The organism is Alcaligenes aquatilis, from assembly GCF_003076515.1.
In the GTDB taxonomy this organism is placed as follows: domain Bacteria; phylum Pseudomonadota; class Gammaproteobacteria; order Burkholderiales; family Burkholderiaceae_B; genus Alcaligenes; species Alcaligenes aquatilis.
Genome location: NZ_CP022390.1, coordinates 2,899,298 through 2,912,684 on the forward strand (window position 1 = coordinate 2,899,298; position 13,387 = coordinate 2,912,684).

The following is a 13,387-nucleotide window of genomic DNA, read 5'->3' on the forward strand; positions in this document are numbered from 1 at the left end:
GACCTCAGTTCATGCGGCTCAGAAAATCCTGAATCCGCTTGTGACGCGGTTTACACAGAATTTCATCGGGGCTGCCCTGGTCCAGGATCACGCCCTGGTCCATGAACACAATACGGTCCCCCACTTCGCGGGCAAACTGCATCTCGTGCGTGACAATCACCATGGTCATGCCCGCATCGCGGGTACGTTTCATGACGTTCAACACTTCACCGACCAGCTCGGGGTCCAGGCCCGAGGTAGGCTCGTCAAACAGCATGACTTTGGGTTCCAGCGCCAGGGCGCGGGCAATGCCCACACGCTGCTGCTGGCCACCGGACAACTGGCTGGGATAGTGCTCGATACGTTCGGCCAGGCCCACTTGTTCCAGATGGTGGCGGGCCTGCTCTTCGGCCTGCGCCTTGGGTACTTTTTTCACCTTGCGCAGCGCGAGCATCACATTGCCCAGCGCCGTCATGTGCGGGTACAGGTGTATGCCTTGAAACACCATGCCTATGTTCTGACGCACCTGATTCAGGTCGGTGCGCGGACAAGTCACATCACTGTCTGCCACCACAATCGTGCCACTGGTAGGGGTCTCCAGACGGTTGATGCAGCGCAAGCAGGTACTTTTGCCCGAGCCCGAACCGCCAATCATCACCACGACTTCGCCGGTGCTGACGCTCAGGTCTATGCCTTTAAGAATTTCGGCTTGCCCAAACGACTTGCGCAAGCCCTGGATGCGGACAATTTCACTCATGGTCGCTCCTTGACCGCCTGCCCGACGGGCAGGCGGGAACCGGCCCCTGCGGGGCCGTATAGCTAGAGAAACAGCGCGATGGCGCTATTAAGGACGGGAGCAGTCGGGGGTGTGCTCGGTGGGCTCGTAACCAGGGTAGTCAGGCGCGCCATAACCGGGAAAAACGACTGTCATGGCGGTACCGGCATTGGGTTCCGTACCAAACCATTTCACATGCAGCTTCGATAGCGAGCCATCCTGCTTCATGCATTCCAGCACTTCATCTACACGGTTACGCAAGGCGGTGTCGTCTTTGCGAAAGGCAAAGGCATAGTTGGCCTCGGTGGTCATGTCGTAGACCGGGGCCAGAGCGGGGGTTTTTGTAGCGATGTAGCGGGCCAAAGGAGTTTCGGACATATTGGCAAAAGCACGACCAATGGCCACAGCCTGCACCGCATCCGTGTTCTTGTTAAAGCGCTGAATCTTGTAGCCGTACTTTTCCTGGTTCTCTTGCAACCAGCGGTCCGAGAAACTGCCGTTATTGACGGCAATGGTCTTGCCTTTCAGCTCTTCCAGCGCATTGACGGTGGCACCTTTTTTAGCCAGAAAGCTCAGGCCGCCTGCCATATACGGTTCGGCAAACAGCATTTGCTCGGCACGTTCCCGCGTGGTGTTGGTGGGGGCGGCCACCATGTCATAGCGGCTGGAAAACAAGCCTGCAAAAATAGCGGAAAACGGCGTATCGATGACCTCGACACCGTCATAACCCATGCGCTGGGCCACTTCCTGGGTCAGGTCGTTGGAAAAACCATCCATCTTGCCGTCGGTGCCACGCATGAAGAACGGCACCAGGCCCACGTCAGCCGCGACTTTGAACTTCTTGCCCTGATTGGGATTGTCTGCATGTGCTGGCAGGCTCAAGGCCAGGCCAGCGGCCACGGCAGCCAGCATCAAGCCAGCCTTGCGTCCCAAACGGGCACGTCCCAATCGGAACATATTGTGTTTGCGAGAAACAGCCGCAACCATCGCGGCGATAGTGTTTACGCCTTGCATAAGGTCTCCTTGCCATCATTTTCTGTTTGTAGTGCTTTAATTCTAGGGGTGGCAAAACCTTGATGTCATATGCTTTTTTATTAACTCTTCATAACACAGCGTTAAGCGAATTTCCGTGTCCCCTGTACACGGCGGACTCCACGAACACAGCGTGTTTTCCCGCCGGCCCGCCCTAAGGGTAAGTCCCCCCTTTGAAGAGGCAGTCAAACGACGGGACAGCGCGGGGGGCGGTATTGTTGAGTCACTCAGGCCCAGCCTGCCCGCATCCCTCGGGAGGCCGTGGAAATCACCACGTCCATGAAGTCGTGCGCCAATTGCGAAACCGGCACGACATTGGAATGCAGCATGTGCAAGGGCATGGTGGTGCGCGGATTGATGGGGCGTACCACCACATCCGGCCAGACTCGGCCTGCCACGGCCAGTTCGTCCACAATCGCAATCCCGGCTCCGGCCTGCACCATGGCACAGGCAATATGCGTCAAACGCACTTCTACAGACAGTTGCGGCACACCCGGACGGTTACCAAATAGCTGCTGCACCATCTGCCCATAAGGCGTGTCATTGCCATAACCAATCAAGTCCAGCCCTTCCAGATCGCTGGCGTCCAGCTCCTGCTTGTCAGCCAAGGGATGACTGGCGGGCAACACCGCCACCAGATGGTTTTCGTAGATGGATTGGGCATGCAGGCTGGGATGGGTCAGCGGCACAATGGCCACGCCCACTTCGGCCTGTTGGGTGACCAAAGCCTGCACCAGATCACTGGAGATCAGGGTGCGCACATACACCTTCACATCCGGGAATGCTTTGCGAAAACGCGTCACCGCCATGGGGATCAAGGTTTGCCCTAGACTGGGGCTGACAGCAATGTGCAAGCTGCCGTGGCGCTTTTCGATCAGGTCGGTCGCCACCTCGTTAACCCGCTGCACACTGTTATGGACTTGCTCCACTTCCTGATAGAGCCGACGCGCCTCCGGCGTGGGGTACAGACGTCCCTTGATGCGCTCGAACAGCACCAGACCAATGCGTGATTCCGTATAGGAAAGCAGGCGACTGATGGCCGGTTGCGATACGTTGAGCAACTGTGCCGCCTTGCTGATAGAACCGGTCAGCATGATGGCGCGAAAGACCTCGATTTGACGAAGATTGAGCAGCATCCCTTAACGTAGCCTTATGTTTCGAGCACAAATAAGCATAAGACATTTTGATTTGCCTATGTTTCAATTTTTTCAAGCTGCCATCCCGCTGCACCTTGATCGCAACGGGCCCAAAGAGCGGCTTCATAACTACGACACGGAGACAAAATCATGCAAACCCTGCTTGCGCGCACCCTTGCGGTGCTGGGCTTGGGACTGGCCGCCGCTGCGCCCACCGCCCACGCCGCTGACAACGTCCATCTGATGCTGGACTTCATCCCCACCGGCGACTATGCCCCCTACTATTCGGGCATTGCCAATGGGATTTACGACAAACACGGCATAGACCTGAAGATCACCCGAGGCACCGGTTCGGGCGATACCGTTCTGAAAGTAGCCGGTGGCGCTGCCGATATTGGCCTGGCCGATATTTCTGCCATTCTGACCTCGCGCCAGAACAGCCAGACTCCCGTCAAGGCCATTGCGTCCACCTTCTCGCACTCGGCCCACTCCCTGTTTGTGCTCAAGGACTCGGGCATCACCAACTTCTCCGGCCTGGAGGGCAAGAAAATTGCCGTCTCGCCCGGCAACAGCCACAAGCTTTACTTTCCCATGGTGGCACGCAAAGCCAATACCGACCCCGACAAGATCCAATGGGTGACGGTAGACGGCTCCTCTATGGCCCCCTTGCTGATCAACGGCAAAGTGGACGCCGCTCCCTTCCTGGCCACCAACTACTACTACCAGAACAAGCAGGCCAAGCGTTTTGGCAAGGAAATCGTGGTGCTGCCCTTTAGCGAGCAGGGTTTCAACATCTACGCCCTGTCCGTTTTCACCACCGACAAGACCTTGGCTGAACGCCCACAAATGGTGCAGAACTTCCTGAACGCCACCATCGAAGCCTGGGAAGCCGCCCGCAAGGATCCGGACGCCGCCTGCCAGGCCCACGTCAAGGCCAATCCAGAAATTGATCTGGATGATTGCATGGGCAACCTGAACGCCGTGCTGGGCTATATCTACACCGATTTCAGTGCCCAGCACGGGGTAGGCAGTCTGGAAGAAGGCCGCATGAAAACCACCTACGAGGCCGTTGTTGAAGCTCAGAGCCTGGACCCTGCCTGGGACTACCACCAAGCCTACGACCCGCAGTTCATCGTCAAAGCCAACGGCACAGCCAAGCCCTGAGCTGATTTTTGCGCGCGCACTGGCTTGGCCCAGGCGGGTCAGCGCGCGCCTAGGAGCGCATTGTGATACGCATTCAAGACGTGAACCTGATCTACGGTCGTCATACCGAGCGCGAGACTCAGGCACTGAAACAAATCAATCTGGACATCCAGGACAACGAAATCATTGCCATCGTCGGCGCCTCGGGCTGTGGCAAATCCACGCTGTTGCGCCTGATTGCAGGCTTGTTGATGCCCACCAGCGGCACCGTCAGCATCGATGATGAAATCGTTGCCCACCCTCGTCAGGACACCGGCATTGTGTTCCAGGCTCCCACCCTGGTGCCTTGGGCCAATATTCTGAACAACACGCTCTTGCCCTCCAGCATCATGGGGCGGCTGGATGATCAGGCTCGCAGCCGCGCCACACGCCTGCTGACCACCGCCGGTCTGGGCAATTTTCTGCACCATCACCCCAAGCAATTGTCCGGCGGCATGCAACAACGCGTGGCCATTTGTCGCGCGCTGGTCCACAACCCCAAAGTGGTGCTGATGGATGAGCCTTTCGGCGCACTGGACGCGCTGACCCGCGAAACCATGACACTGGAACTGCTGCGCCTTTGGTACGAAGACCCCAAAACCATTGTGTTTGTGACGCACTCGATTTCCGAAGCCGTCATGCTGGGCCACCGTATTGTGGTGATGTCGCCACGCCCCGGCCAGATTAGCGAAATTCTGGATGTGAACCTGCCCCGCGAACGCGACTTTTCCCTGGTGGGCACGCTGGAATTCACACGCTGTGCCGCCGCCGTGCGTGAACTTATTTTCCAACACGAGGTGGCTTGATGAGCGAGCAAACTCAAACCCTGGTCGCCGCGCCCGTGCGCAAGCGACGACTGCGCCTGCGCGATTTCAATGAAATTACCGTCCCGGCCATCACCCTGATTGCCGTGGTCATTCTGTGGGAACTGGCCAGCCGCCTGTTTGATATCCCTGAATACCTGGTGCCTGCCCCCTCGCGCATCTGGGCCGATTCCATGCAAATGAAAGAGGCCATGCTGATGCACACGCTGGTGTCCACGCGCACCATCATGCTGGGCTTTTTGCTGTCCATTGTGGTGAGCTTCCCGCTGGCCGTGCTGATTACCTACTCGCGTTTTTTCGAGCAGGCGATTTACCCGCTGCTGATTCTGACTCAGTCCATCCCCAAGGTGGCCCTGGCCCCGATTCTGGTGATTATCTTTGGACCTACTGAGCTGCCGCGTGTCGTGGTGACTTTTTTGGTCGCGTTTTTCCCGCTGGTGATCTCCATGACCGCTGGCCTGCTGGCCGCCCCGCCCGAGCTGATCGAGCTGGTCCGTGCCTGCCGTGCCACCCGTATGCAAGAGTTCTTCCGTATCCGTCTGCCCTTTGCCGTGCCCTTTATTTTCTCGGGCCTGAAGGTCGCCATCACCTTGTCCGTCGTCGGCGCGGTGGTGGGTGAGTTTGTAGCGGCCGACCAAGGCCTGGGCTACCTGATCACCACCTCCACCGCCTTCTTCAAGACGCCAGTGGCCTTTGGCGCCATGGCCATCTTGTCGGTGCTGGGTATTGTGTTCTTCCAGGTGATCTCTGCCGCCGAACGCATCCTGTTCCCTTGGGCAATCAAAGACAATCGGAGCGGATCATGACATCCCCTTATACGGTCATCCGTGGGGGCCTGGTGCTGGCTCACGCTCACGCCAAAGCCGAGCTTTTGGACATTCTGATCAAGAATGGCGTGATCGAAGCCATGGGACCGCCCGGCCTGCCCGCCCCCTTTGACACCACGGTAGTGCAAGCGGATGACCAACTGCTGCATCCCGGCCTGATCAACGCCCACACCCACGGCCACGGCACCTATGCCAAGGCCATGGGGGATCGCTGGTCACTGGAACTGTTGTTGACAGCAGGCCCCTGGATCAATGGCGACCGTCATCTGGAAGACAAGTACCTGAGCACGCAGCTAAACGCGGCAGAAATGCTGCTCAAAGGCTGTACCGCCAGCTACGACCTGTATTCTGAGGTCCCCGTCCCCACGGCGGAAGGCATGAATGCCGTCGCCCAGGCCTATATGGATGCCGGTATGCGGGCCACCGTCGCCCCCATGATGGCGGACCTGTCTTTTTACCAATCCGTGCCCGGCCTGATCGACGCCCTGCCGGAAGAACTGCAGAAGTTTGTGGCCCAACTGGCACCCCAGTCGTTTCGGGCCACGCTATCGGGTCTGACAGACTTTCTGGACCAGCAGCGCAACCCCGAGCGCATTCGCGTGGCTTTGGCGCCAACCATTCCCATGCTGTGCTCGGACGAGTTCCTGCAAACCTGCGGTGAAATCAGCGCAGAACGCACTATCGGCCTGCACAGCCACGTTGGCGAGTCCTATGTGCAAGCCCTGACCGGCATGAAGCGTTATGGCACCACTATTGTTCAGCATCTGGACACGCTGGGCCTGATCTCGCCCCGCTTCACCCTGGCGCACGCCATCTGGCTGGACGAACGCGATCTGGACATTCTGGCCTCGCGCGGCGCCATGGTGGCCCACAACCCCGGCAGCAATATGCGTTTAGGTAATGGGATTGCCGATGTAAACGCCATGCTGGAACGCGGTATTACCGTGGGCCTGGGCACGGACGGCTCAAACAGTGGCGATAACCAGAACATGTACGAAGCCATGCGTCTGGCCTCTTTCTCGTCCAAGGTGCGCGGCCCGGATACGGAACGCTGGGTCACAACCGAACAAGCGCTGTATGCAGCGACGGAGGGCAGTGCCCGCTGTCTGGGCATGGGCGAGCAGTTGGGGCGTCTGGAACCGGGCCGCAAGGCCGACATCGTGTTTCTGGATCTGGGCCATATCAACTGGATTCCGCGTAACAACACGGTCAACCAATTAGTGCATCTGGAAGACGGCCTGGCGCTGCGCCATGTGATGGTCGACGGCCAGTTTGCCGTGCGCGACCGACAGTTAACCCAAGTGAATATGCCGCACCTGCGCCAGCAAGTGGAGCAGGCCCAGGAACGCATCACGCGCAACACCTATGACAAGCGTCACATCACGGAAAAACTGGCCAAGGCGGTGGGCTCTTTCTGCCTGTGCCTGGGCCATGACCGCTATCACGTACAGCGCTGGGCGCACTCCAAGCAAGACTTAACGTGACGTTATGTTTTACCGATAAATAGGCATACGACATTCATGATTGAATTTGCTTCAATCATAGAAACGAACACGATTACGGACACGCGACATACGCGGGTCCGAGCCATCCAAGGAGGAAGATAATGAGCGACTTCGATCTGGTAGTACGAGGAAATATTGTTGAGCGCGACCGCATCATCACTGACGGCTGGTTGGCCGTGCGTGAAGGCCGAGTAGCGGCCCGTGGCGTTGGCGCGGCTCCTTCGGCCCGTGAGCATGTGGATGCGCGTGGCATGTGGGTAATGCCCGGCGTGCTGGACGGTCAGGTGCACTCCGGCAGCCAAGCCAATCAGGAAGGTCTGGGCTGGGCCTCGCGTGCGGCCGCCGCCGGTGGCGTGACCACCATGGTGGAAATGCCTTACGACGATCCTGAACCTGTTGCTTCCCGCCCGCAGCTGGAAGACAAGATTGCCCGCATTGAAAGTGACTGCCACGTGGACGTGGCCTGCTACGGCACCCTGAACGACCAGCATGGTCTGGAAGCGGCGGCAGGCCTAATTGAAGGCGGCGTGTGCGGCTTCAAATTCTCTACCTTTGAAGCCAGCCCCAACCGCTTCCCGCGCGTGGAAGAAGACATCCTGATGGAAGCCTTCCGCCTGATCGCCCCCTCCGGCCTGGCTTGCGGTGTGCACAACCAGGACCAGGAACTGACTCGCAAGAACATCAAGCGCATGGTCGAAGCTGGTGATACGGGCTGGGACGCATTCTTGCGCGCCCACACACCGTTGATCGAAAACCTGGCCACCAGCGCTATTTACGAAATCGGTGCCCAGACCGGTGCCCGTGCCCACGCCGTGCACGTGTCCCTGTCGCGCGGTTTTGAAATCTGCAATATGTACCGTCAGGCAGGCCACAAGGCCTCGATTGAAACCTGCGTGCAGTACCTGATGCTGAACCACGAAGAGCACACCCGCCGCTTCGGTGCCAAGACCAAGCACTACCCACCGATTCGCCCCAAGGCGGAAATGGATCTGCTCTGGACCCACATTGCCAACGACGAATGTACCTTCGTGTCCTCCGACCACGTGAGCTGGGGCCTGGAGCGCAAGCAGTTTGACAATGTGTTCCAGAACTCCTCCGGTGGTCCTGGTCTGGAAACCCTGCTGCCCGCCTTCTGGACAGGCTGCGCCGAGCACGGCATTTCTCCCACCATGGTCGTCAAACAGTTGTGCTGGGGCCCTGCTCAACACTTTCTGCTGGAACACCGCAAGGGCTCGCTGAATGTAGGTGCAGATGCCGACATCGTGATCGTCAAACCCGAAACTTACCGCTTTGACCCGTCCAACAGCCTGTCCGCCGTGACCTGGAGCTCCTTCGAGGACCGCGAGTTCCAAGTACGTGTGGAAGCCACCTATGTGCGCGGCCAACTGGCCTGGGACGGCAAAACCGTGCGTAACGCGGCGGGCGACGGTCAGTTCATCCGTCCGCACAAAGCAGGCGAACTGTCATGAGTCTGGCCATGCCCTTGCTGAACCAGGAGCGTCTATGGCGCAGCACTCAGGAGCTGGCCGCGTTCACGCTACCCGACCAGCCCTGGACCCGTCGCGCCTTCTCCGATCTGTTTCTGCAATCGCGTCAGTGGCTGCTGAAACAGTTCGAGGAAGCGGGCCTGACAGTACGCGTGGATGCCGCCGGCAATCTGATCGGTCGCCGCGAAGGACGCAAGCCCGGTCTGGCACCGATTACGACCGGCTCGCACTGCGACACCGTGATGTATGGCGGGCGCTACGACGGCATTATCGGCGTGCTGGCCGGGCTGGAAGTCGCCCGTTGCCTGAACGAGCAGAACATCCAGCTAGACCACCCTTTTGAAGTGGTGGATTTTCTGTCTGAGGAACCTAGCGACTATGGCGTGTCCTGCGTAGGCAGCCGCGCCATGGGCGGAGTTCTGTCCGAGGCCATGCTGGCCGAACGCAATCCACAGGGCGAAACACTGGCACAAGGCATTGCCCGTATCGGTGGCCGCCCCCAGGAACTGGCCCAGGCCCGTCGTGCACCCGGTGATACTGCCGCTTTTGTCGAGTTGCATATCGAACAAGGGCCGGTGCTGGAATCACGCAATCTGCCCATTGGTGTGGTCAGCAATATCGTGGGCATTTGCCGCCACCGCATCATCATCACGGGTCGTCCAGACCATGCTGGCACCACACCCATGGACATCCGCCGTGATGCCCTGGTCGGTGCCAGCCTGATCATCAATGCAGTGGACCGCAAGGCTCGCCGTGCGCTGGGTGGGCCAGACTATCTGGTCGCTACCATTGGCAACCTGAACCTGACGCCCAACGCCTCCAATGCCGTTCCCGGACGCGTAGAAATGATGGTGGAAGTACGCAGCGACCGTCAGGAGCTGATGCAGAACTTTACCGAAGAACTGCTGGCCCAGCTGCGCCCGGAAATCGAGGCCATGAGCCTGGGTCTGGACGCGGCGCAAGTCAGCCTGGCCAAGCCCACAGACTGCACGCCGGATGTGATGAACATTATCGAGCAGGCCGCCAGTGCGTTGGGATACCAGAGCATGGTCATGCCTAGCGGAGCCGGTCACGATGCGGTGTACATGGCACCCAGCGGCCCCATGGGCATGATCTTCATTCCTTGCCTGAATGGCCGCAGCCATTGCCCCGAAGAATCCATTACTTCCGAGCAGCTTTTGGACGGTACGCGGGTTCTGTATCAGACCGTTGTCATGTTGGACCAGAGGAACTGACATGGACTGGTCCTGTGATCAGCTCAGCGAACGCGAACGCTACCGCTTGTTGGTCAACACCGTGTTGCCGCGCCCCATTGCCCTGGTCACGACCTGTGACCAGCAGGGGCGCGTGAACACGGCCCCTTTCAGCTTTTTCAATGTGATGGGTTCAGCGCCTGCCGTGCTGGCACTGGGCCTGGAAAACGATGCGCACTCTGCCGATGGCCTGAAGGACACCACCCGCAATATTCTGGCCACCGGCCAGTTTGTGGTGAACCTGATCAGTGCCAAGCTGGCACACGCCATGAATATCTGCGGCATTGCCTACCCGACCGGGCAGGCCGAGCATCTGCAAGCGGGCCTGGATCTGGCCCCCAGCGTGCAGGTGCAGCCGCCCCGTATCGCCCAATGCCCAGTGCAGTTTGAGTGCCGTTTGCACACCGCGCTGGACCTGGGCCCGCTACGCCATATCGTCATTGGCGAAATTCTGCATATGCACTGCGATAACACCATCCTGACGCCTGAAGGGCGCATTGATATAGACGCGTACGACCCGATCGGGCGCCTGCATGGTTCTGACTGGTATGTCGGCCTGCAGGGCCGCTTTCAGTCAGAAAAATTAAGCCACCCAAACGGGCCACCGCCCACCCAAACATAACAACATCATGAACCGTCGCCCTCATATCTACGTTCTGAACCCCAATTCCAGCCAGATCGTAACGGACGGCCTGGACCGTGCTGTCCAGCCTTTGCGTCTGTCTGATGGCCCGGCCATCTCCTGCCTGCGCCTGCCTCAAGGCCCGGCAGGTGTACAAAGCCAAACCGATATCGACACATTGATTCCCCACCTGCGCGCCCAGGCCCTGAGCGTCAAAGAAGACGCCGCTGCCTATGTGGTGGCCTGCTTTAGCGACCCCGGCCTGTACACCTTGCGCGAAACGGTGAATGTGCCTGTATTGGGCATTGCCGAAACCGGCGTGCTGACCGCCTTGTCGCTGGGCCAACGCTTTGGCGTGCTGTCCATTTTGCAGACCTCCATCCCGCGTCACCTGCGTTACTTTGGCGCGATGGGTGTGACGGACCGTTTGGCAGCCGATCTGGCTATCAATATGGGCGTGTCGGAACTGGCTGATGAGAAAAAAACCCTGCAATGCCTGACGGAAGTGGGCCAACGCCTGCGTGATGAGCACGGCGCCGACGTTGTGGTGCTGGGTTGTGCTGGTATGGCCAATCAGCGCGAGGCGTTGGAACAGGCTTTGGGCATTGCTGTCGTGGAGCCTACGCAGGCCACTGTTGCGGCTGCCTTGGGCCGTTGCTTGTTAGGCTGGTAAACCTTGATGAACGCCCCTCTGCAATCCGGCTGTCTGGCAACCGCGCAGCGGCTGCTTCAGGCACGATACGAGAATCGCCCTATCGAGGACTGGCCCGAGGCGCTGCGCCCTGTGTCTTTTGATCAGGCTTATCGCGTTCAAGCCATGCAAATGGACGCCTTGGGCCCCCTAGGTGGCTGGAAAGTCGGCGCGGCCAATAGCGTAGCCCCGCCTACCTGCGCCCCCCTGCCCCAACGCTTTCGTTACGCCAGCCCCAATGCACCTGCCGCTGAAAGCCTGTCTTTGCGAGGCATAGAAGTGGAAATCGGCCTGATTCTGGGCCAGGACTTGCCACCCGGCCAGACACCCTATTCCTTAGAGCAAATCTGGCAGGCGATCAGCCAGGTTTGTGTGGCAGTCGAGATTGTCGAATCCCGTTTTGTGCAGCGTGACACCGTGGGTCGTCTATCCACCCTGGCCGACCTGGCCAGCCACGGTGCGCTGGTCCATCAGGCGCAAGGGATCGCCGCGCAGGATATGACACTGCTGCAACCTGAATGGGCGCGCCTGCAAGTGGGCCAACAGCCCGCGCTGCAAGGCCCGAACCAGAATCCGGCCGGCGAGCTGACACGGCTGCTGATCTGGCTGGCCAATCAGGGCAGCCACCATCTTGGCGGGCTGCAAAAGGGTCAGGTCATCATTACGGGCACGTGCCTGCCCATGCTGTATGCCGCTCCCGGCGACCGGATTCAGGCCGCCATTCACGGGATCGGTGAGCTGGACTTTATCTGTGCATAAAAGCACAAAGCCAGCGTCCAAAACGGCGCTGGCTTTGCCTGACAGAGCCTCTCATCAGGCAGCACAAGCCCTGCACTGCTGTTGCAGGGAATGCCGCGTGCAAAGCCGATTTGCCAATAGTGACGGGCCTTGGGAGACAAAGACCCAAGCATCAGACCATGCGATACACATCAAGCCTGATATTGCAGATGAATCAGCGGATAAGGCCTGCCCTGATCGTCCACAGGCGAGCGACCAGTACGCTTGAAGCCCATTTTTTCGTAAAAGCCCACGGCTTGCCCATTCTGTTCATTCACATCGGTGGTCATGGTGGGATGCAGGCTCAAGCCGTGCAGCACCAAAGCCTTGCCAATACCCGTTCCCCGGCTGTCCGGGTCCACAAACAAGGCCTGCATATGGCCTTCGTCAATCAGCATGAAAGCCAGCGGGTAGTCGGCCTCGTCCACCGCCAACCACAAGCTGGCCTGGGGCAGAAAACCACAGACCAGTTCATCAATGTCCTGACGATCCTGAGCGGATAAAAAGTCGTGTGTAGCATCAACGGCCTTGCGCCAGATTTCAACAGCACGTTGCCCGTCCTCCGGGCGCGAATGGCGAATATTCATCATCTTTCCCTTTTCGGGTCCATCTGGTTTTCACAGCAGGGGGATCACGCCTAACAACCACGCACTGGCTCTGCCTGGCCTGCGCTGCTCACCGAAATCGGCCGGGTTTCCAGAAAAAACAGACGCCGCAAATGCTGCTCGGCTTGTTCCGGGCTCAGTTGCGTGGACTGGGTCAGCAACATATTGGCTAGGCCGTCATACAAGGCGGACAGCCGCAACGCGGTACCTTCAGGATCGGGCGCTTGCCACAGTCCTTGTTCGGTCCCGAGTCTCAGGTAGGAGGCCAACTGTTCCAGCATCCGGCGTTGTACCCGTGTCATCACCACCGCCAGTGCCGCATCGGTTTTGGCCAGGTCGGCAGCCTCCAGCCACAAGAACCAGTAAATGCGATTGTTCTGTTCAAAGGCACTGTTCAGGTAACTTTCCATCAAGGCCTGCGGTTCTTGCGAGGCTTGCGCCTCCTGATCCAGCAACTGGTCAAAAATCTCACCCCAGGCATCAGCCCGTAATTCGGACCAACGAAAGTAATGGTTTAACAGCCCACGGCCAACCCCCGCCCGCTCGGTCACCATGCGGGTGGTCGCAGCACGTACCCCCACTTCCATCAAAATCTGGACAGCGGCCTGTCGAATTCGCGTGGCACTGTCTTCTTTTTCACTCATCACCTGTCCCCTATTGACACATTGAGCAATCGCTCAATATTATGACAT

General features: G+C 59.0%; 14 protein-coding genes. 9 read left to right on the forward strand and 5 right to left on the reverse strand.

What is annotated here, in order from left to right; genetic code table 11:
• Positions 1–4: 4 nt before the first annotated feature.
• The 3 genes from CA948_RS13285 to CA948_RS13295 form a co-directional block, all read right to left on the reverse strand.
• The gene (locus CA948_RS13285; RefSeq protein ID WP_108728252.1) at positions 5–736 is read right to left on the reverse strand and encodes an amino acid ABC transporter ATP-binding protein; all 732 of its coding nucleotides are present in this window, start codon (positions 734–736) and stop codon (positions 5–7) included.
• A gap of 87 nt (positions 737–823) precedes the next feature.
• The gene (locus CA948_RS13290; RefSeq protein ID WP_108728253.1) at positions 824–1,768 is read right to left on the reverse strand and encodes a substrate-binding periplasmic protein; all 945 of its coding nucleotides are present in this window, start codon (positions 1,766–1,768) and stop codon (positions 824–826) included.
• Between the two features lie 245 nt (positions 1,769–2,013).
• Positions 2,014–2,922, reverse strand: coding sequence for a LysR family transcriptional regulator (locus CA948_RS13295; RefSeq protein ID WP_094195409.1), 909 nt, complete (start codon positions 2,920–2,922; stop codon positions 2,014–2,016).
• Positions 2,923–3,072: 150 nt separating this feature from the next.
• Between CA948_RS13295 and CA948_RS13300 the strand changes: the two genes are divergently transcribed.
• The 9 genes from CA948_RS13300 to CA948_RS13340 all read left to right on the forward strand — a co-directional run bounded on the left by CA948_RS13300 (position 3,073) and on the right by CA948_RS13340 (position 12,072).
• The gene (locus CA948_RS13300; RefSeq protein ID WP_094195408.1) at positions 3,073–4,086 is read left to right on the forward strand and encodes an ABC transporter substrate-binding protein; all 1,014 of its coding nucleotides are present in this window, start codon (positions 3,073–3,075) and stop codon (positions 4,084–4,086) included.
• 62 nt (positions 4,087–4,148) lie between these two features.
• Positions 4,149–4,910 carry an ABC transporter ATP-binding protein gene (locus CA948_RS13305; protein ID WP_108728254.1) on the forward strand — a complete coding sequence of 254 codons (762 nt, stop codon included), beginning with the start codon at positions 4,149–4,151 and terminating at the stop codon, positions 4,908–4,910.
• The gene (locus CA948_RS13310) at positions 4,910–5,734 is read left to right on the forward strand and encodes an ABC transporter permease (RefSeq protein ID WP_094195406.1); all 825 of its coding nucleotides are present in this window, start codon (positions 4,910–4,912) and stop codon (positions 5,732–5,734) included. The genes CA948_RS13305 and CA948_RS13310 overlap by 1 nt, the downstream gene beginning before the upstream one ends.
• Complete coding sequence (locus CA948_RS13315; protein WP_108728255.1) at positions 5,731–7,239, forward strand: amidohydrolase family protein; 1,509 nt, start codon at positions 5,731–5,733, stop codon at positions 7,237–7,239. Before CA948_RS13310 ends, CA948_RS13315 begins: the two co-directional genes overlap by 4 nt.
• 122 nt (positions 7,240–7,361) lie before the next feature.
• On the forward strand, positions 7,362–8,729 hold the full coding sequence (locus CA948_RS13320) for a dihydroorotase (protein ID WP_108728256.1): 1,368 nt from the start codon (positions 7,362–7,364) through the stop codon (positions 8,727–8,729).
• On the forward strand, positions 8,726–9,982 hold the full coding sequence (locus tag CA948_RS13325) for a Zn-dependent hydrolase (protein ID WP_108728257.1): 1,257 nt from the start codon (positions 8,726–8,728) through the stop codon (positions 9,980–9,982). Before CA948_RS13320 ends, CA948_RS13325 begins: the two co-directional genes overlap by 4 nt.
• A gap of 1 nt (position 9,983) precedes the next feature.
• A complete protein-coding gene (locus tag CA948_RS13330) occupies positions 9,984–10,622 on the forward strand; it encodes a flavin reductase family protein (protein WP_108728258.1) in 639 nt (212 codons plus the stop codon).
• A gap of 7 nt (positions 10,623–10,629) precedes the next feature.
• On the forward strand, positions 10,630–11,295 hold the full coding sequence (locus tag CA948_RS13335; protein ID WP_108728259.1) for an aspartate/glutamate racemase family protein: 666 nt from the start codon (positions 10,630–10,632) through the stop codon (positions 11,293–11,295).
• Positions 11,296–11,301: 6 nt separating this feature from the next.
• Positions 11,302–12,072, forward strand: coding sequence for a fumarylacetoacetate hydrolase family protein (locus tag CA948_RS13340; protein WP_108728260.1), 771 nt, complete (start codon positions 11,302–11,304; stop codon positions 12,070–12,072).
• Between the two features lie 170 nt (positions 12,073–12,242).
• Here CA948_RS13340 and CA948_RS13345 read toward each other — a convergent pair whose 3' ends face one another.
• Both CA948_RS13345 and CA948_RS13350 read right to left on the reverse strand, forming a co-directional pair.
• Positions 12,243–12,680: an acetyltransferase gene (locus CA948_RS13345; RefSeq protein ID WP_108728261.1), complete on the reverse strand. Its 438-nt coding sequence runs from the start codon at positions 12,678–12,680 to the stop codon at positions 12,243–12,245.
• A 47-nt stretch (positions 12,681–12,727) separates the two neighbouring features.
• Positions 12,728–13,339, reverse strand: coding sequence for a TetR/AcrR family transcriptional regulator (locus CA948_RS13350; RefSeq protein ID WP_203226721.1), 612 nt, complete (start codon positions 13,337–13,339; stop codon positions 12,728–12,730).
• Positions 13,340–13,387 lie beyond the last annotated feature (48 nt).

Excerpts from the sequence above, each read along its gene's own strand:
- CA948_RS13310 (WP_094195406.1), top strand. The coding sequence starts at position 4,910 with ATGAGCGAGCAAACTCAAACCCTGGTCGCCGCGCCCGTGCGCAAGCGA.
- CA948_RS13320 (WP_108728256.1), top strand. The coding sequence starts at position 7,362 with ATGAGCGACTTCGATCTGGTAGTACGAGGAAATATTGTTGAGCGCGAC.
- CA948_RS13325 (WP_108728257.1), top strand. The coding sequence starts at position 8,726 with ATGAGTCTGGCCATGCCCTTGCTGAACCAGGAGCGTCTATGGCGCAGC.
- CA948_RS13340 (WP_108728260.1), top strand. The coding sequence starts at position 11,302 with ATGAACGCCCCTCTGCAATCCGGCTGTCTGGCAACCGCGCAGCGGCTG.
- CA948_RS13315 (WP_108728255.1), top strand. The coding sequence starts at position 5,731 with ATGACATCCCCTTATACGGTCATCCGTGGGGGCCTGGTGCTGGCTCAC.
- CA948_RS13350 (WP_203226721.1), bottom strand. The coding sequence starts at position 13,339 with ATGAGTGAAAAAGAAGACAGTGCCACGCGAATTCGACAGGCCGCTGTC.
- CA948_RS13330 (WP_108728258.1), top strand. The coding sequence starts at position 9,984 with ATGGACTGGTCCTGTGATCAGCTCAGCGAACGCGAACGCTACCGCTTG.
- CA948_RS13300 (WP_094195408.1), top strand. The coding sequence starts at position 3,073 with ATGCAAACCCTGCTTGCGCGCACCCTTGCGGTGCTGGGCTTGGGACTG.
- CA948_RS13345 (WP_108728261.1), bottom strand. The coding sequence starts at position 12,680 with ATGATGAATATTCGCCATTCGCGCCCGGAGGACGGGCAACGTGCTGTT.
- CA948_RS13290 (WP_108728253.1), bottom strand. The coding sequence starts at position 1,768 with ATGCAAGGCGTAAACACTATCGCCGCGATGGTTGCGGCTGTTTCTCGC.
- CA948_RS13285 (WP_108728252.1), bottom strand. The coding sequence starts at position 736 with ATGAGTGAAATTGTCCGCATCCAGGGCTTGCGCAAGTCGTTTGGGCAA.
- CA948_RS13295 (WP_094195409.1), bottom strand. The coding sequence starts at position 2,922 with ATGCTGCTCAATCTTCGTCAAATCGAGGTCTTTCGCGCCATCATGCTG.
- CA948_RS13335 (WP_108728259.1), top strand. The coding sequence starts at position 10,630 with ATGAACCGTCGCCCTCATATCTACGTTCTGAACCCCAATTCCAGCCAG.